Here is a 17,294-nt window from a genome sequence, read left to right as displayed (position 1 = left end):
CCGCGCGCCACCGACACTCACTCGCCGGTGACGCCGTCGACCGACTCGCGCAGCAGGTCGGCGTGCCCGTTGTGGCGGGCGTACTCCTCGATCATGTGGACGAGGATCCAGCGCAGGGAGATCGCCTGCCCGCTGTGCCGCTGCCGGCGCCGCGCCGCCTGGTCCAGGCCCCCGGCGGCCAGCGCGGCCTCGACCGTGCGCTGCGAGCGCGCCACGGCCGCGTCCCACAGCGCCCGCAGCTCCTCCGGGGAGTCCTGCGCGGCGCTCGTGAGCTCCCAGTCGTGGTCCACGTCCCAGGGCGCCGACGCCCACGGCTCGAGCTGCTCGTCGAGCCAGACGTGCGAGAACCAGTTGTCCTCGACCATCGCCAGGTGCTTCAGCAGCCCGCCGAGCGTCAGGGTCGAGGGCGGCAGGGTGCGGCGCAGCGCGTCGGCGTCCAGGCCGTCGACCTTGAGCAGCAGCGTGCGGCGGTGGTAGTCGAGGAAGCCCAGCAGGGTCTGCGCCTCGTCCCCCGCGAGCGGCGGGTCGGTGCGCTGGGGCGTCAGGCGCTCGGGCGTCAGGCGGGCGGGGGCGACGGCGTCGTGGTCCATGGCCGGGAGCATGGCAGGGCCCTGCGTCCCGGGTCGCGCGAATTCTCCGCGCCCGGGGGCATGGGCGCCGTCCGGCCTTCCGACGTGCCGCACCCGCTGCCACACTGCCCGGATGACGCCCCGCGACGACGCGTTCCTCTCGGCCGCGGACACGGCCCTCGCCCTGGTCGACCGGCCCGAGGTCGCGGCACGGTGGCCCGAGCCCAGCGCCCTGCCGCGGATGAGCGTCGGTGCGCTCGCGGTCCACCTGGGCAACCAGGTGGTGCGCGTGGCGCAGGTCCTCGCGCTGGAGCCCGGCGACCTGCCGGTCCTGGCGGACGCCGACGAGCACTACGCCCGCTCCGCCTGGCCGACGGCCGCTCCGGAGGACCCGGTCAACGACCGCAGCGCCGACGGGCAGGCCGCCGCCGCGGGCCCGCAGGCGCTGCACGACCGGGTGGCCGCGCAGCGTGAGGTCGTGCGCCGGGTGCTGACCGACGGCACCGCGCCCGACGTCGTGCCCGTCCCGTGGGCGGGGTGGGCCATGCGGCGCGAGGACTTCCTGCTGACCCGGCTGCTGGAGGTCGTCGTGCACGCCGACGACCTGGCGGTCAGCGTCGACGTCGCCACCCCCACGTTCCCCCCGGAGGTCTTCGACCCCGTCCGTGACCTGCTGGTCCGGCTCGCGGTCGCCCGGCACGGCCAGGCGCGCGTGGTCGCCGCCCTCACCCGCCGCGAGCGCGCCCTGCCGATCACCGCGTTCTGACCTCGCGGGGGAAGGGAGGACGCGAAGGTGTTGTCGGGCGGGGGGTCGGGGCCCTAGGTTCGCGTGCGGCGGGGGCCGTCCGAGGGCAGGGGTGCACGTGACGACGACCGACGAGGTCCGACCGACGCTCCGCGGGCTGGGGCGCCGGTGGCGCCAGCGCCGCGAGGCGGCCGCGCACCTGCGGCGGCTGCTGCCGTACGCCGGGCGCGGCCTGGTGGCGGTCACGCTCGCGGTGCACGTGGTGGCCGGCGCCGCGTCCGTGGCGTTCATGGCGGGGACGGGGTACGCGCTGCAGCGCGTCGTGACGGGGGAGCCGGCGACGCCCTGGCTGGCGACCGCGCTCGTGGCGTTCGTCGTGCAGCAGCTGCTCGCGCCCGTGCAGCTCGTCCTGTCCCGCAAGGTGCAGCGCCGGGTCGACGCGGCCTGCATCGAGCGGCTGACGTCGTTCGCGTTCCACGGCGCGACGCTCGCCGGGCTGGAGCGACCCGACGTCGCCGACCGGCTGGCGCAGGCCGAGGAGGCGTTCGAGCAGTGGACGCTCACGCCCGGGGCGGCGCTCGAGGGCGCGCTGGCCCTGACGGCCCGGTACGTGCAGCTGGTCGGTGCGGTCACGCTGCTGGCCGTGGTGGTCGGGCCGTGGCCCGCGCTCGCGGCGCTCGTGGTGGCGCTGGTCGCGCGCCTCGGGCAGACGGAGGGGTTCTTCCGGTGGGGCGGGCTGATCCGGTCGTTCGGTCCGCTGCGGCGGCGCGTCACGTACGTCCGGGAGCTGGCGACCGGGACCCGGGCGGCCAAGGAGATCCGCGTGCTGGGCCTCGCCGGCTGGCTGGAGGACCGGTACGTCGCGGAGAACCGCGCGGTGCTCGACCCGACGTGGCGACTGCGCCGCCAGGTCTACGGCGTGCCCTTCGCCGTGTACGCGCTGGTCGCCGCGGTGGGCTCGGTGGTGGCGCTCCTGCTCGTCGCGCGCACCGGCGCGGACGTCGCCGCCGTGAGCATCGCCGTGCAGGCCGTCGCCCTGTGCGGCCGGTTCGGCGTGATCTTCCCCGAGTCGGACGTCAAGCTCGTCTACGGCCGCGGCGCGTGGGAGGCCATGCTCGAGCTCGAGGACGCCGCCCGGCGCACCGGCACCCCCGTCGGCGGCGGGCAGGTGGTCCGCCCGGACCGGGAGATCGCGCTGCGCGACGTGCGCTTCGGCTACCGCCCGGACCGGCCGGTCCTCGACGGTCTCGACCTCGAGCTGCCCGTCGGCACGTCCACGGCCCTGGTGGGTGTCAACGGCGCCGGCAAGACGACGCTCGTCAAGGTGCTGACCGGCATGTACACCCCCGACGCGGGGTCCGTCCTGGTCGACGGCACGGACCTGCGCGGCGTGGACCCCGAGGCGTGGCAGCGGACGTTCGCGGCGACGTTCCAGGACTTCCTGCGGTACGAGCTGACGCTGCGTGAGAACGTGGCCATGGGCGCGATCGGCCACCTGGACGATGACGCCGGGGTGACGGCCGAGCTGCGGCGCGTGGGCCTGGGGGCGTGGCTGGACGGGTTGCCGCAGGGCCTCGACACCCCGCTGACGCGTGCCGTGCCGGGCGGCCGCGACCTGTCCGGCGGGCAGTGGCAGCGCGTCGCGCTGGCCCGCTCGCTGTTCGCGGTGCGCCACGGCGCCGGTGTGCTGGTGCTCGACGAGCCCACCGCGCAGCTCGACGCCCGCGGCGAGGCGGAGTTCTACGACACGTTCCTCGACCTGACCCGCGGCGTGACGAGCCTGGTGATCTCGCACCGGTTCTCCACCGTGCGCCGTGCCGACCGGATCGTCGTGCTCGACGGGGGCCGGGTCACCGAGGCGGGCACGCACGACTCGCTCGTCGCCCGCGGTGGCGACTACGCCCGGATGTTCGAGGTGCAGGCCCGGCGGTTCGCCGCGGCCGGCGCCGCCCCACCCGGGTCCGCGGCGGGCGGCCTGCACGCCCGCACCGAGGGGGAGACCCCGTGACCGACGTCCTGTTCTGCCTCGGCCGGTTGCTGGCGATCGCGTGGCGGCTCGACCGCCGCCGGCTGCTCGTCGGAGGCGGCCTGCTGCTCGCCGGGTCGGTGGCCACGCCCCTGGTCGCGGTCGCCGCCGGGCGCGTCGTGGACGCGGTGCTCGACGGCGCCGGGACGGCCGCCACCGTCTGGGCGCTGGTCGCCGGCCTCGCGCTGACCGGCGAGCTCATGCTCGGGCACTTCGCGCACCTGTCGTACTTCGCGCTCGCGGAGCTGACCGAGGAGCGGTTCAACCGCGACCTCGTCCGCCTCGTCAACGGCACCGACCACCTCGACCGCACGGACGACCCGGCCTTCGCCGACCGGGTCGACCTGCTGCGCCAGGACGTCATGCAGATGCGTGCGACGGTGCAGTCCGGGCTGCAGCTGGGTGCGACCGCCGTGCAGGTGCTGCTCACCGCCGTCGTCTTGAGCACCGTGTCCCCGTGGCTGCTGCTGCTGGCGGTCGTGGCGGTCGTGCCCGTGCTGCTGGGCCGTCGCGCCGAGACCGACCTCGAGCAGGTGCGCGAGCAGCAGTCGCCGACGACCCGGGGCATCCGGCACCTGCGCCGGCTGGCCACGAGCCCCGCGTCGCAGAAGGAGATCCGCCTCAGCGGCGGTGCCGACTTCCTGCTCGCCCGGCAGCGGGCGCTGCTGGAGCGGTACGACGACGCGATGACCCGGGCCGACGTGCGCTACGCGCTGCTGCGCACCGGGGGCCAGTTGGTCTTCGGGCTGGGCTACGTCGCCGCCGTGCTCGGGGTCTTCCTGCTCGCGTCGCAGGGCCGGGCGACCGCCGGCCAGGTGGTGCTGACGGTCACCCTGGCCACGCAGCTCAGCGTGCAGATGTCGACCGGCATCGCGCTGCTCGGCTCGGTGCACCGCGCCGCCGTCGGGCTGCGCCGCTTCCTCGCCTTCGAGGCGGAGGTCGCGGGCGACGTCGCACCGGCGACCGGCGTGCCGGCCCCCGCGCGCACGGTCGACGGCATCCGGCTGGAGGGCGTGACGTTCCGCTACCCCGACGCCGACGTCGACGCGCTGGCGGACGTCGACCTGCACCTGCCGGCCGGGACGTCGGTGGCGCTCGTCGGCGAGAACGGCGCCGGCAAGAGCACGCTGCTCAAGCTCCTGACGGGCCTGTACCGGCCCACGGCGGGCCGGGTCGTGGTCGAGGACGTCGACCTGGCCGACGTCGAGCCGGCGGCCTGGCGCGCGCGCACCGCCGCGCTGTTCCAGGACCTCGCACGCGTCGAGCTCTCGCTGCAGCACAGCGTGGGGATCGGGCGCCTGGCCGACGTGGACTCCCCGGCCGCCGTCTCCGCGGCGGTGGCCCGTGCGGGCGTCGCGCAGGTCGCGGACGACGTCGGCCACGACGGCGTGCTCGGGACGGGCTACGCCGACGGCCGGGACCTGTCCGGCGGGCAGTGGCAGGGCGTCGGGTTCGCCCGCACGCTCATGCGGACCGACCCGCTGCTGCTGGTGCTGGACGAGCCGGCGTCGGCGCTCGACGCGCTGGCCGAGCAGCGGCTGGTCGACGCGTACCGCACGGTCGCGGCCGACGTCGCGGCACGCGTCGGCGGCGTCACGCTGTTCGTCACGCACCGGATGTCCACCGTGCGCCTGGCGGACCGCATCGTCGTCCTGGAGGGCGGCCGCGTGGTCGAGCAGGGCACGCACGACGAGCTCGTGGCCGCGGCCGGCCGCTACGCCACGCTGTGGGCGCTGCAGTCCCGCGCGTACGCGACGGACGACTGACCGCCGGCCACGTCAGGTCGCGAGGGGGTCGCGACCGGGTCGCGTCGGGCCCGGGGTGGTCGCGTCACGCCCGTGGCGGGGGTGCGCTGCCGGAGGGCGGGACGAGGTGCCCCCACGGCACGCGCGCGAGCTCCGCGACGGGCTGCGGCGGGGCGAACCGGTAGCCCTGCGCGGCGCGGCACCCGAGCTCCTGCAGCAGGCTCGCCTGCTCCGCGGTCTCGACGCCCTCCGCGACGACGACGATGTCGAGTTCCTCGCACAGGTGCAGCAGCTCACGCACCAGCACCTGGCGCCGTGGTGACGTGGTCAGCGTCGTGAGGAACGCACGGTCGAGTTTGAGGAGGTCCGCCGGCAGCTCGTCGAGCCGGCTGAGGGACGAGAAGCCGGTGCCGAAGTCGTCGATCGCGATGCGCACGCCGTGCTCGCGCAGCGTCGTCAGCGCACGCTGCGCGGCGGGCCCGGACGCCTCCACGACGCTCTCCGTCACCTCGAGCACGAGCCGGTCGGCCGGCCGCCCGGCGTCCTGCAGGACCCGCAGGACGCGGTCCGCGTAGCCCTGCCCGACGAGCTCGTGCCCCGACACGTTGACGCCCAGCAGCACCTGCCGCCCCCACGCCGTCTCGAGCACCCGCCCGTCGGCGCAGGCGAGGGCGAGCACCGCAGCCCCGAGGTCGTCGATGAGGCCGCCGTCCTCCGCGGCGGTCACGAAGTCCGCGGGCGGCACCCGCCCCAGGCGGGGGTGGTCCCACCGGGCCAGCGCCTCCACCCCGGTCACCGCCCCGGAGGCCAGGTCGACCACGGGCTGCAGCTCGACGTGCAGCGCGCGTGCCGCGAGCGCGGCGGCGAGGTCGTCGACCAGCCGGTGGGGCTGGCGCTCCGAGAGGACGGTGCGGCCCCGGCCCGCGGCCTTGGCCGCGTACAGCGCCGCGTCGGTGCGGCGCAGCACCTCGGCGGCCGTCTCGCCCTCCGCGTGCTCGGCGACGCCGCAGGACGCGGCGGTCGGTGCGGCGGCGCACAGCCGGTCCGCCAGGGTGACCGCCTCCTCGCCCGTCCGTCCCGGCAGCAGCACCGCGAACTCGTCGCCGCCGCGGCGGCCCAGCACCATGCCAGGGACGTCGAGCCCGCGCCACGCGTCCGCGGCGCCGCGCAGCAGCTCGTCGCCCACCGCGTGCCCGTGCTCGTCGTTGACGCGCTTGAAGTGGTCGAGGTCGAGCAGCACCAGCGACAGCGGCATGCCCCGGCGCTCGTGCCGGTCGATCGCCTGCTCGAGGGCCGCGTCCCACGCGCGGCGGTCGGGCAGTCCCGTCAGCGCGTCGACGCCGGCGGTGGACGCGTGCTGCCCCAGCACGCCCACGACGCCGGCCACCCCGCACCACAGCGCGACGTACGACGCGCAGACCAGGACCGGCAGGTCGTGCACCACCAGCAGCGGCACCACCTGCCACGCGGAGGCGAACCCGACGACCGCCCACGCGTCGCGGCGTCGGAGGAACAGGGTCGACTCGACCCCCAGCAGCATGGCGAGCGACGCGGACGCCAGCGCCAGCGTCGGCGTGGGCGCGAGCGCGGTGCCGACGCCGAGCGCCGCCGCACCGACGAGCAGGGTGGCCCCCAGCGTGCGCCGCGGGATGTGCGGACGGACCACGAGCAGGACCGTGCCCGTGAGCGCCGCCGCGACCGCGACGGCCAGCAGCATCCCGCCGCGCGGGTCCCCGCTGCGCACCACGTCGACGGCCAGGAGCGCCGCCGCGCCGCCGCCGACGAGGAACAGCCCCGCGGTGGTGCGCACGACGACGTCGGCCGTGCCGGTGAGCGTCGTCGGGGCCATCCGCCCACCCTCGGCCCGCGCGGCGCCCGTGTCCAGATTTGGGGGGTTTTGCCCATCGAGCGGGTGGCAGGATCACCCGCTCGCCGCGCGTGACGGGCGGCGCCTCACCAGCGGCGGAAGCCGCCCTCCGTGGACAGCACCTGGCCGACGACCCAGCGGCCCGCGTCGGACACCAGCCACGCGATGAGCCGTGCCGGGTCGTCCGGCTCGCCGAACCGGCCGCCGGGGAAGTGCGCGAGGACCGCCTCGAGGACCTCCGGCGGCCGGTCGGCGGTGTCGACGTCGAGGTAGCCGGTGTTCACCGGGCCGGGGTTCACGGTGTTGAGGACGATGCCCCGCCCGATCAGGTCGTCCGCGACCGACGCCGTCAGCCCGGCCAGCGCCGCCTTGGACGCGGCGTAGGCGATCTCGGACGGCATGGCTCCCAGCAGCTGGCCCGACGTCATCCACACCACCCGGCCGCCCGGACGCCCGTCGTGCTGGTCCGCGAACGCCTGGGTCGCCAGGATCGTCGCGCGGGTGTTGACCGCCCAGTGGGCGTCGAGCATCTCGGGGGTCTGCTGCGCAAGCGGGCCGTCATGGCCGCTGCGCGCGTGGTTGCAGACCAGCACGTCCAGGTGCCCCAGCGCGTCCGCGGCCCGGTCGACCAGCTCCCGGCCCGCCGTGGGTGCCGCCAGGTCCAGGCTCGTCGCGGCCAGCCGCGCACCCGGCACGAGCTGCTCGCGCAGCCCGGCCAGCACCGCGTCGACGTCGTCCGCACCCCACGGCTGCTCCGCGTCGTGCGGCGCCCAGTGCTGGACGAACACGCTCGCCCCCGCCCGCGCCAGGCGTGACGCGACCGCGTACCCGATGCCCCGGCGGCGGCTCACCCCGGTGACCACGGCCGTCCGTCCCTGCAGGTCCTCGCTCATGGTCGCCGACCGTAGGGGCCGCGCCCCGCGCAGGCCAGGGGATTGCGCACCTGCCGGTCCGATCCCGCCTCGCGGCGGGTCGTCCCCGCTACCCTGACGTGCGGGGGGCGGACGCGCGCACCCTCGGCGCGGCCGACGGCCGTGCGCCGCGAGACGCACACGCCGGGCCCGGCCCGCGGAAGGGTGGCCATGCAGACCGGTGCCGTGCCCCAGCCCGCCCTCGAGCGGATGGTCGAACCCACCGGGCACCCCCTGGTCGTGGGCGTCGTCCCCGGGCAGGACCCGCTGGTCGTGCGGACCGCCGCGGCGTGGGCGCGCGCGGTCGGCGCCCCGCACCTGCACCTGGCCTACGTCGACGTGACCCGGTACGTGGTGCAGGAGTACCCGGACGGGTCCGTCGCGCACATGTCGATCCGGCCCGCCGGTGCGGACGACGCCTGGCGGCGCACGCGCGACGAGCTGCGCGCGCACGCCGCCGAGCACCTGACCGGGCAGGACGTCGTCTGGCGCGTGCACTACCTGGCGGGTCGTCCCGACCGCGCCCTCACGCACCTGGCCCGGGCGGTCGACGCGTCGGCGTTCGTCGTGGGCAGCGGGTCCGGGCGGCTGCGCGAGCTGGTCGACGGGTCGATCGCGCTGCGCCTGGCCCACCACCAGCACCGGCCCGTGCTCACGGTGCCGTTGCGCGTCGTGGACTGGAAGGACCCGCGCGCCCCGTGGCAGCGGTGACACCGGCGGCGCCTGCGGGTGTCCCGGTCCCCGCGCCGCCGACCCACGCGCCGCCGACCCCAGGTGCGGTCGCCCTGGTCGCCGCCGGGGGCAGCGTCGGCGTGCTGGTCCGGGCCGCCCTGGCCCAGGCCGTGCCAGCGGCGCCCGGCGGGTGGCCCTGGACGACGTGGGCGGTCAACGTGGTCGGCTCGCTGCTGCTCGGCGTGCTGCTGGGCGTGCTGCAGCGCGGCCCCGACGCGGGGCGCCGACGGGCGGTACGGCTGGGCGTGGGCACCGGTGTGCTCGGCGGGTTCACGACGTACAGCACGTTCGCCGTGGAGGCGCAGACGCTGGTCGCCGGCGGGCACGTCGTCGGGGTCGCGTACGCGCTCGTGAGCGTCGTGGCGGGCGTGGCGGCGGCCGCCGCGGGTCTGGTGCTCACGGGCCGACGCACGCGGTCGGCCGGCGCGCCGGCCGGCGCACCGGGCACCGGCGGGCGGGGCGACGCGTGATCGTCGTGCTCGCGCTCGCGGGTGGTCTCGGCGCGGCCGCGCGGTTCGTCGTCGACACCGCGGTGGCCCGCCGTGCCCGGACGTCCGTGCCCGTGGGGACGGCCGTCGTCAACGTGACCGCCTGCCTGCTGCTGGGGCTGCTCACCGGCTGGGCGCTGGGCCGCCCCGGCCGGGACGGCCTGCTCGCGGTGCTCGGCACGGGCCTGCTGGGCGGCTACTCCACGTTCAGCACCGCGAGCGTGGAGGCTGCGCGGCTGCTGCTGGCGGGCCGCCGGTCGGCGGCCGTGCTGCACGCGCTGGGCATGCTGCTGGCCTGTGTCGGGGCCGCGGCGGCGGGCGTCGCGCTGACGGCGCCCTGACCTGCCCTGACGTGCCCTGACGTGCCCTGACGTGCGACGGTCGCGGGGAGCGGCCGCGCTGCGTGCGCAGCACGGGCCGGTCCCCGCGACCGTGGTCGGACGTGCTGTCGGCGGGCCGCGCCGCGTCACCAGGTCGGCGCGACCCGCCGCGCCCCGGACACCGGGGCCGGATCCCGCCCGGCAGTCGCGGAAGCGCCGGGCGGGCCGTGCGGTGGGACGTCAGGACGTGGTGCAGCTCAGCGTCGGGCTGGACGGGCTGCCGGTGGCGATGAACCCGAAGGTCGTGGTCCCGCCGGCCGGGAGCGAGCCGTTCCAGGCGGCGTTGCGGACCACCACGAGGTCGCCCTGCGGGGCGAGCGTGCCGCTCCACAGCTGCTCGACGCGCTCGCCGGCGGTCCGCCAGCTCACGCTCCAGCCGCTGGTCGCGGCACCGGTACGCACGGTGACCTCACCCTGGAACCCGCCGGGCCAGCTGTTGACGGTGGTGTACGTCGCGGTGCAGGCACCCGCCGGCGGCGGCGTCGTGGGGCCGGGCGTCGGTGTGGTCGTCGGGCCGGGGGTCGGGGTGACCGTCGGCGTCGGCGTGGGGGTGGGCGTCGGGGTGACCGTCGGCGTGGGCGTCGGCGTCGGGGTGGGCGTCGACGTCGTCGAGCGCAGCGACGTGAAGAACTGCCAGATCTCGCCCGGCACGTGCGACTGCTGCTTGCCGCGGTCGACGGCGGCCCACTGGTGGTCGCTGTCGTTGGCGATCCACACGACGGGGTAGCCCTCGCGGCACTGGTACGTGGTCTTGGTGTGCGCCTGGCCGCTGTTGCCGACGGGCTCGGGTGCGTTCTGCGCCTGGCAGCCGTTGTTCCGCAGCGCACGGTCCCGCAGGGCGCGACCCTGCGAGATGTTGAGGACGCTGTCGACGACGCCGTGCGAGCCGAGGTACGCGATGGGCTGCGTGCCGCCCTCGCAGCCGGACAGCTGCGCGCCGTTGAGCACGGCGACGGCGCGGAAGACGTCGGCGCGGGCGCAGGCCAGCGCGTTGCTCATGCCGCCGCCGTAGCTGAACCCGGTGGAGAAACGCTGCGTGGTGTCGACGCACAGGGCGGCCTCGACGGTCCGCAGGATGTCGTCGATGAACGTGACGTCACGCCCGCCGGAGTTGGGCCACGCGTTGTCGATGCCCTGGGGCGCGACGAAGATCGTGCTGTTGTTCGCCAGCGGCTTCAGGCCGTAGAAGTTCTCGTTGACGACGTCCTGGGACGTGCCGTGCCACCAGTGGATCCCGAGAACGAGGCGGTACGCCTTGTTCGGGTCGTAGTTGGCGGGCACGTCGAGCCGGAACTGGCGGGACTGCCCGCTGCTGGTGATGGTGTGGTTGCCGGTGGACAGGCGCGGGGCGCTGCCGCAGCCGGCGGTGACGGCGGCCGGGAGGGCGCCGCCCGGGGCGGCGGGCGCGGGCAGGGCCGTCGCCGGTCCGGCGATGCCGCCGAGGACGAGTGCCGCGGCGCAGGCCGCGAGCACGGCCCTCAGCCGTGTGGTCGGGGTTCGCAGTCGCACGGGGGTTCCTCCCTGCCGGTGCGTCGGCGACGTTGCCGGACGCGCGTGGCCATGGGGTCGGTGAACGTTCACGGGTCCGGCGAATGTAGCGATACAGCACGCGGGGGAGCAGTGTCCGAAACGGTTCGGAGACCTCTCAGTCGGTGACCGGTTCCTTCGTCCACACCACCGCGTACCGCCACAGCGGCAGCCGCCGCCAGCGCGCGCCCGGCAGCACCTCCCGCACGATCTCCCGCACCTCCGCGTAGGTGTGCGGGGGCGGCCAGAGCGTCGGTGCGGTGTGCTCCCAGTAGGTCCGGGTGCGGCGCAGAACCTGGTGCTGCGCGACCCCGGCCACCTCCCACGGCGCGTCCCGCCAGCCGACCGACCGGGCCATGCCGACGTCGACGAGCACGCCGCCCGGTGCGACCAGCGTCGAGAGGCGTCGCAGGGCGTCGGCGAGGTCGGGCAGGTGGTGCAGGACCGCGACGGACGCGACGGCGTCGAACGCCCCGGCCGGGAACGGTGCCTCCAGGGCGTCGCCGTGCATCCACGCGATGTCGTCGCCCGCCGCCCGGGCGCGGGTCAGCACGTCCGCGTCCAGGTCGATGCCGACCACGTGCGGCACGCGTCGGCGCAGGTCCGCGGCCAGCAGCCCGTCACCCGTGCCCACGTCGAGCGCCGTGCGCGCGTGCGCCGGGACCGCGTCGAGGACGAGCGGGTGGTAGTGGAGGTTGTGGTTCCACCTGTCCTGCGGCGCGCTCACGATGCCGCTCCCACGACGGAGAACCCCGGGGCGTACGCCGTGAACGCGGTCTTGGTCCGCGACGTCAGCCCGCACGCCCGGTAGAAGGCGTGGACGTCCTCGCCGGTGGCTGCCGTCTGCAGCATGACCTTGTAGCAGCCGACGTCCCACGCGCGCTGCAGTGCGTCGCCGACCAGACGCCGTCCGTGACCGCGCCGCTGCACGGTCGCGTCGACGGCGACGTTCTCGACGACCGCCCAGGGTCGTCCCCCGCGCGAGAGATTGGGCACGACGACCAGGCAGGCCGTCGCGACGACGACCCCCTCGTGCTCGAGGACCAGCACGTCGGTGCCCGGGGCGTCGATGATGCGCTGCAGGATGCCGCGGGCCTCTGCCGGCGCGACGGGTGGCTCGTCGGGGTGGAGCGTCTCGTACAGGCGCTGGACGGCAGGGAGGTCAGCAAGGGTTGCGGCGCGGAGCACGGCCCGAACGTACCGAAGCGGACAGGTCGGACACCACGCGTTGCTCGATCGACCTCTCGCGGCCGGGGTGGTGTCAGGTGCGGGGGGTGTGGGTGCGCATCGCGTGCGCGACGGCGGACGCCTGGGCGTCGTCCTGCGTGGCCAGGCCGGCGACGACGCCCGCGTGGTCCGCGGCCGAGCGGTTCTGGCTGAGCTTCGCCTTGGCCTCGACGCGCTCGACCAGGAGCTCGATGCCGACGATCGCCCGCAGCTGCTTCTCGACGAAGACCTCGGGGGCGTCCGTGACCTGCCAGCGGTCCGGCCGGCCGGTCTCGTGGCGGTCCGTGAGCGCCGAGACCGCGTCGTGCAGCCATGCCGGGTCCGTGTGCACACGGGCTCGGCCGGTGAGGTGCACGGCCGAGTAGTTCCACGTCGGGACCACGCGGCCGTGCTCCGCCTTGCTCGGGTACCAGGACGGGGACACGTAGGCCTGCGGTCCGGTGACGACCGCCAGGGCGGGTGCGTCGTCGCCGATGGTCCGCCACTGCGGGTTCGCGCGCGCCATGTGGAGCACCAGCCGGTCGCCGTCCCAGACCACCGGCAGCAGCGTCGAGGTCGGGTAGCCGTCGGGTCCGACGGTCACCAGCTCGGCGCTGCCGGCCGCGGCGACGAGCCCACGGATCTCGGTGGCGTCCTCGACGGCGTTGAACACGGGGACGTACATCACTGGTCCTCTCGGCGGCTGCGCACGACGCTAGCGGACGGCGACCCGCACGTCCGGTGCGTCCGAGCCGACGCCCGGTCAGCGGGTGGCGACGCCGAGCAGGTGGCTGGAGACGTCGGCGGCCTCGCGCTCACCCTCGGCCTGTCGCGCGAGGAGCAGGGCGGCCTCGACCGCGTCGTCGTGGGGACGGGAGAGCTCGAGCGCGATGCTGCCGGGACCCTCGACACCCGTCACCCACGGGTCGCGGAAACCTGCGGCGGCCAGCTCGTCGGCCAGCTCGTCGGCGGTGTGGAAGTGGCCGCCGGGGAACTCGCCCTCCGGGTTGCGGATCTCGTCGGCCACGTCGCCGGTCTCCAGGAGCCGGACCAGCGCCTGTGCGGGCAGGTCGGTGAAGCGGCGTCGCAGGACGGCGTCGAGCGCGGCGATCGTCCGCGAGATGGCCACGGCGAACACGCGTCCGTCCGGACGCAGCACGCGGGCCGCCTCCCGCAGCGCGAGCAGCCGGTCCTCGCGCGTCACCAGGTGGTACAGCGGACCCGCCAGCAGGACGGCGTCGAACGACCCGTCGGCGACGGTCAGCGCCCGGGCGTCGCCCACCTCGGCCGTGAACGTGCCGACGGTGCGCGCGGCCTCCACGTGGGACGGCACCGGGTCGACGAGGGTGACCGCGTGCCCGGCGGCGGCGAGCCACGTCGCGTGCGCCCCGGCTCCACCACCCACGTCGAGCACGCGGGAGCCCGGCTCCAGGCGGGCGGACACCAGCTCGCGGACGCGTGCGAGCTCGGCGCGGCCGACCGCGCCGGTGGTCAGTCGCGCGGCCTCGTGGAAGTCCCCGCCGTAGTAGCGCTGGATGCGCGCGTCGAGCGTCCGCTGGTCCATCCGCCGACCGTAGCGACGGCGGGGAGCAGGGTCCCGGTGTTTTCGACCGTCGGGCAGGGCGCGTGGGGCTGGGTGCCGCGCTCGCGTCACAGGGCCGCTCACGCGGTGGGCCACAGCCCGACTCCGGTGGCCACTGGTCGGTCGGGGGAGCTGGCCGGGCCGAGGGCCGGGACGCGGACCGGGCCGCCCTCCCTGGGGGAGGACGGCCCGGTGGGGTGGCGTCGTCAGCGAGCCGTGCAGGTGGCCGACGGGGTGCTGCTGTTGCCGCCGGAGTAGTACGTCACGCCGAAGCTGTTGTTGCCTGCCGAGGTGAAGGTGTTGCCCGAGCGGGTGGCGTTCCAGGAGCTCTGGATCGACTGGCCCGAGCCGGGGTTGACGGTGACCGACCAGCTCGACGCGCCGGACACGGTGTAGGTGACGTTGAAGCGGTCGGACCAGGACTCGGCCTTCGTCGCCGTCACGGTGCACGTGCCGCCGGTGTTGCCACCGGTGTTGCCACCGGTGTTGCCGCCCGTGTCACCGCCGGTGTTCCCACCGGTCGTCGTCGGGGCGACCGCCCGGCCCGTCGACGCCGAGATGTGCCCGGTGCACAGGTTGCGCGACGCCAGGTCCTGCAGGATGCCGGGCAGCGCCTGCACGGTGGCCGCCGGCCAGTCGTGCATGAGGATCGTCTGGCCGTTCGTCAGGCGCGAGGCGGCCTGCCGGATGCTCGACGACGAGGCGTTGTTCCAGTCGTTCGAGTCGACGTCCCACGTCACGACGCGCAGGCCGAGACCCGCAGCGACGTTGTTGACCGTGCCGTTGACCTCGCCGTACGGCGGTCGGAAGACCGTCGGCGTGACGCCGGCGGTGCTCTGGATCGCCTGCTGCGTGCGCGACAGCTGCGACTGGACGTCGCTCTGGCTCATGTTCACCAGGTGCGGGTGGTCCCAGCTGTGGTTGCCGATCTGCAGGCCGGCGTTCTTGTAGGCCTGCATGAGGGAGGGGTTGTTCTGCGCGTTCGAGCCGGTCGGGAAGACGGTGGCGGTCGCGTTGGCGGCCCGCAGCGCGCTGATGATCTGGTTCGTCGTGCCGGTGTTGGGGCCGTCGTCGAACGTCAGGGCGACGTAGCCGGCGGAGCAGCTCTGGGGCGTGCCGCCACCGGTGTTGCCACCCGTGTTGCCACCGGTGTTCCCTCCGGTGTTCCCTCCGGTGTTCCCACCCGTGTCGCCACCGGTGTTCCCCCCGGTGCTGCCCCCGGCCGCCGTGCAGGTGGCCGACGGGGTGCTGCTGTTGCCGCCGGAGTAGTACGTCACGCCGAAGCTGTTGTTGCCTGCCGAGGTGAAGGTGTTGCCCGAGCGGGTGGCGTTCCACGAGCTCTGGATCGACTGGCCCGAGCCGGGGTTGACGGTGACCGACCAGCTCGACGCGCCGGAGACGGTGTAGGTGACGTTGAAGCGGTCGGACCAGGACTCGGCCTTCGTCGCCGTGACCGTGCAGCCGCTGGACGTCCCGCCGCCGGTGTTCCCCCCGGTGTTGCCGCCCGTGTTGCCGCCCCCGTTGTTGCCGCCGCCGGCGGTGCCCTCGGAGACCGTGATGTTCGACGAGCCGGAGGACTGGTAGCCCTCGGTGGCCATGATCTGGTAGTTCTGCCGGCCGAGCTGCATGCCCTTGGACGCCCACGCGTCGAAGTGGTTCTGGGCGGTGATGGTGCCGCCGACGCGCTTGGACTGCCGCACGGACCAGAACTGCTTGAACGTGGAGCTGTTGCCCTCGATCGACGGGGCGTTCACGCGGGTCGTCTCGTAGATGTCGTAGGTGCCGCCGTCGGAGGTGACGGTGCCCTTGAACGTGCCGGTCGGGCGGTAGGTGCCCCACGAGTCGACGATGTAGTACTCGACGAGCGGTCCGTTGGTCCACCCGTACAGCGTCAGGTAGGCGTTGCCCGAGGGGTTGAACTGGCCGGAGTAGGACACGGCGCGGCCGGTGCCGGTCTGCCAGCCCTTGCCGATGACGAAGTTGCCGGTGTTCTGCCACTGCGTCGTGTAGTTGCCGCCGTCGTTCATGCCGGAGGACACGGTGCCGGGGCTGTCGGTCCAGAACGAGAACCAGTAGCCGCCGCTGGTGCCGGTCTGGTTCGTGGTGATCGTGGCCGCCGTGGCGGGCGCGGCCGCGGCCACACCGCCGGCGGCGAGCACCGCGGTGGCGAGCGCGCCCAGCAGGGCGCGCGTCACGCGCCGGCCCCGCCGTCCGGGTCCGGCCGTGCGGGCCGTTCCGAGGGTGTCGAGCATCAGAGGCTCCTTCGTGCAGCACAGAGGTGAGATGGGGGCGGCAGGCGGGTGGAGGTGGTGCTCACCGGCGCGTCCCGGGTGCCGGCGGGCGACGCAGGTTGGGCGTCACAGGGCCCGGCATCCGTCAGTGTGGACCGGCAAAAGCGCAGGTGACAGGCATGAGTGCTCGCAAAACCGTTTAGGTTTCGATGCTCAGCCCGAAAGGGTGGCGGACCTTTCGAGGGACGACGGCGCCCGCCCCGGCGGCGAGGTGTGCTCGCGTCGGGACGGGCGTCGTCGTGCGTCGGGACCCGGGTCGGACCGCGGCGCGTGCCACGGTCCGACCCGGTGCGCCGGGCCTAGGAGCAGATGCCCCAGGGGATGTAGTTGGTGCCCGAGTTCTTGTAGTACGTGACGCCGAAGCTGTTCGAGCCCGACGGCGTGAACGTGTTGCCGCTGCGGTTGGCGCCCCACGAGCTCTGGACCGACTGGCCGGAGTTCGGGTAGACCGTCACGGACCAGCTCGACCGACCGGACACCGTGTAGGTGACGTTGAAGCGGTCGCCCCACTCCTCGCCCCGCGTCCAGCTCACCGTGCAGCCGTTGTTCGTGTTGCTGCCGCTGTTGTTGCCGCCGGTGTTCCCGCCGCCGTTGTTGCCGCCGCCGTTGTTGCCGCCGCCGTTGTTCCCGCCGCCGTTGTCGGCCGAGCCCGTGCCGACGGTGATGTTGGACGAGCCGGAGGACTGGTAGCCCTCGGTGGCCATGATCTGGTAGTTCTGCCGGCCGAGCTGCATGCCCTTGGACGCCCACGCGTCGAAGTGGTTCTGGGCGGTGATGGTGCCGCCGACGCGCTTGGACTGCCGCACGGACCAGAACTGCTTGAACGTGGAGCTGTTGCCCTCGATCGACGGGGCGTTCACGCGGGTCGTCTCGTAGATGTCGTAGGTGCCGCCGTCGGAGGTGACGGTGCCCTTGAACGTGCCGGTCGGGCGGTAGGTGCCCCACGAGTCGACGATGTAGTACTCGACGAGCGGTCCGTTGGTCCACCCGTACAGCGTCAGGTAGGCGTTGCCCGAGGGGTTGAACTGGCCGGAGTAGGACACGGCGCGGCCGGTGCCGGTCTGCCAGCCCTTGCCGATGACGAAGTTGCCGGTGTTCTGCCACTGCGTCGTGTAGTTGCCGCCGTCGTTCATGCCGGAGGACACGGTGCCGGGGCTGTCGGTCCAGAACGAGAACCAGTAGCCGCCGCTGGTGCCGGTCTGGTTCGTGGTGATCGTGGCCGCCG

At 74.9% G+C, this 17,294-nt stretch carries 16 protein-coding genes; 6 read left to right on the top strand and 10 right to left on the bottom strand.

The window, feature by feature from the left end; all coding sequences use genetic code 11:
* Nucleotides 1–17: 17 nt before the first annotated feature.
* On the bottom strand, nucleotides 18–590 hold the full coding sequence (locus J1G43_RS00080) for a DinB family protein (RefSeq protein WP_207340265.1): 573 nt from the start codon (nucleotides 588–590) through the stop codon (nucleotides 18–20).
* Between the two features lie 112 nt (nucleotides 591–702).
* Between J1G43_RS00080 and J1G43_RS00075 the strand changes: the two genes are divergently transcribed.
* From J1G43_RS00075 to J1G43_RS19485, 3 genes are all read left to right on the top strand, one after another.
* Nucleotides 703–1,335 (top strand): maleylpyruvate isomerase N-terminal domain-containing protein, encoded by a 633-nt coding sequence (locus J1G43_RS00075; RefSeq protein WP_207377701.1) that lies wholly within the window; start codon nucleotides 703–705, stop codon nucleotides 1,333–1,335.
* A 97-nt stretch (nucleotides 1,336–1,432) separates the two neighbouring features.
* A complete protein-coding gene (locus tag J1G43_RS19490) occupies nucleotides 1,433–3,322 on the top strand; it encodes an ABC transporter ATP-binding protein (protein WP_207377700.1) in 1,890 nt (629 codons plus the stop codon).
* A complete protein-coding gene (locus tag J1G43_RS19485) occupies nucleotides 3,319–5,106 on the top strand; it encodes an ABC transporter ATP-binding protein (protein WP_207369557.1) in 1,788 nt (595 codons plus the stop codon). Before J1G43_RS19490 ends, J1G43_RS19485 begins: the two co-directional genes overlap by 4 nt.
* Nucleotides 5,107–5,170: 64 nt before the next feature.
* On the opposite strand, the gene J1G43_RS00060 is transcribed toward J1G43_RS19485, so the two are convergent.
* Nucleotides 5,171–6,934 (bottom strand): bifunctional diguanylate cyclase/phosphodiesterase, encoded by a 1,764-nt coding sequence (locus J1G43_RS00060; protein ID WP_207377699.1) that lies wholly within the window; start codon nucleotides 6,932–6,934, stop codon nucleotides 5,171–5,173.
* Nucleotides 6,935–7,038: 104 nt separating this feature from the next.
* Nucleotides 7,039–7,845 (bottom strand): SDR family oxidoreductase, encoded by an 807-nt coding sequence (locus J1G43_RS00055; protein ID WP_207377698.1) that lies wholly within the window; start codon nucleotides 7,843–7,845, stop codon nucleotides 7,039–7,041.
* Between the two features lie 189 nt (nucleotides 7,846–8,034).
* Between J1G43_RS00055 and J1G43_RS00050 the strand changes: the two genes are divergently transcribed.
* From J1G43_RS00050 to J1G43_RS00040, 3 genes are read left to right on the top strand one after another with little or no spacing between them, the layout of a single operon-like run.
* Nucleotides 8,035–8,574 (top strand): universal stress protein, encoded by a 540-nt coding sequence (locus tag J1G43_RS00050; protein ID WP_207340271.1) that lies wholly within the window; start codon nucleotides 8,035–8,037, stop codon nucleotides 8,572–8,574.
* Entirely contained in the window at nucleotides 8,562–9,065 is a 504-nt protein-coding gene (locus tag J1G43_RS00045; RefSeq protein ID WP_307859424.1) for a CrcB family protein, read from the top strand. Before J1G43_RS00050 ends, J1G43_RS00045 begins: the two co-directional genes overlap by 13 nt.
* Nucleotides 9,062–9,424 carry a CrcB family protein gene (locus tag J1G43_RS00040; RefSeq protein ID WP_207340272.1) on the top strand — a complete coding sequence of 121 codons (363 nt, stop codon included), beginning with the start codon at nucleotides 9,062–9,064 and terminating at the stop codon, nucleotides 9,422–9,424. Before J1G43_RS00045 ends, J1G43_RS00040 begins: the two co-directional genes overlap by 4 nt.
* A gap of 219 nt (nucleotides 9,425–9,643) precedes the next feature.
* Here the strand turns inward: J1G43_RS00040 and J1G43_RS00035 are convergent, their stop codons facing one another.
* The 7 genes from J1G43_RS00035 to J1G43_RS19285 form a co-directional block, all read right to left on the bottom strand.
* Nucleotides 9,644–10,972 (bottom strand): cellulose binding domain-containing protein, encoded by a 1,329-nt coding sequence (locus tag J1G43_RS00035; RefSeq protein ID WP_207377697.1) that lies wholly within the window; start codon nucleotides 10,970–10,972, stop codon nucleotides 9,644–9,646.
* A gap of 136 nt (nucleotides 10,973–11,108) precedes the next feature.
* Nucleotides 11,109–11,717 carry a class I SAM-dependent methyltransferase gene (locus J1G43_RS19295; protein WP_307859423.1) on the bottom strand — a complete coding sequence of 203 codons (609 nt, stop codon included), beginning with the start codon at nucleotides 11,715–11,717 and terminating at the stop codon, nucleotides 11,109–11,111.
* Entirely contained in the window at nucleotides 11,714–12,178 is a 465-nt protein-coding gene (locus tag J1G43_RS00025; protein ID WP_207377696.1) for a GNAT family N-acetyltransferase, read from the bottom strand. The genes J1G43_RS19295 and J1G43_RS00025 overlap by 4 nt, the downstream gene beginning before the upstream one ends.
* 73 nt (nucleotides 12,179–12,251) lie before the next feature.
* Nucleotides 12,252–12,881 carry an FMN-binding negative transcriptional regulator gene (locus J1G43_RS00020; RefSeq protein ID WP_207340275.1) on the bottom strand — a complete coding sequence of 210 codons (630 nt, stop codon included), beginning with the start codon at nucleotides 12,879–12,881 and terminating at the stop codon, nucleotides 12,252–12,254.
* 78 nt (nucleotides 12,882–12,959) lie between these two features.
* Nucleotides 12,960–13,760 (bottom strand): class I SAM-dependent methyltransferase, encoded by an 801-nt coding sequence (locus J1G43_RS00015; RefSeq protein ID WP_207340276.1) that lies wholly within the window; start codon nucleotides 13,758–13,760, stop codon nucleotides 12,960–12,962.
* A 224-nt stretch (nucleotides 13,761–13,984) separates the two neighbouring features.
* Nucleotides 13,985–16,030, bottom strand: coding sequence for a glycoside hydrolase family 11 protein (locus J1G43_RS19290; RefSeq protein WP_207377695.1), 2,046 nt, complete (start codon nucleotides 16,028–16,030; stop codon nucleotides 13,985–13,987).
* A 338-nt stretch (nucleotides 16,031–16,368) separates the two neighbouring features.
* Nucleotides 16,369–17,294 (bottom strand): glycoside hydrolase family 11 protein (locus tag J1G43_RS19285; protein ID WP_207377694.1); only part of this gene is annotated, 926 nt, incomplete at its 5' end.

Source organism: Cellulomonas sp. zg-ZUI22 (genome assembly GCF_017353535.1).
Classification (GTDB): Bacteria; Actinomycetota; Actinomycetes; order Actinomycetales; family Cellulomonadaceae; genus Cellulomonas; species Cellulomonas wangleii.
The sequence above is the reverse complement of the archived record's forward strand: the minus strand, read 5'-3'. Positions and strand labels throughout refer to the sequence as shown.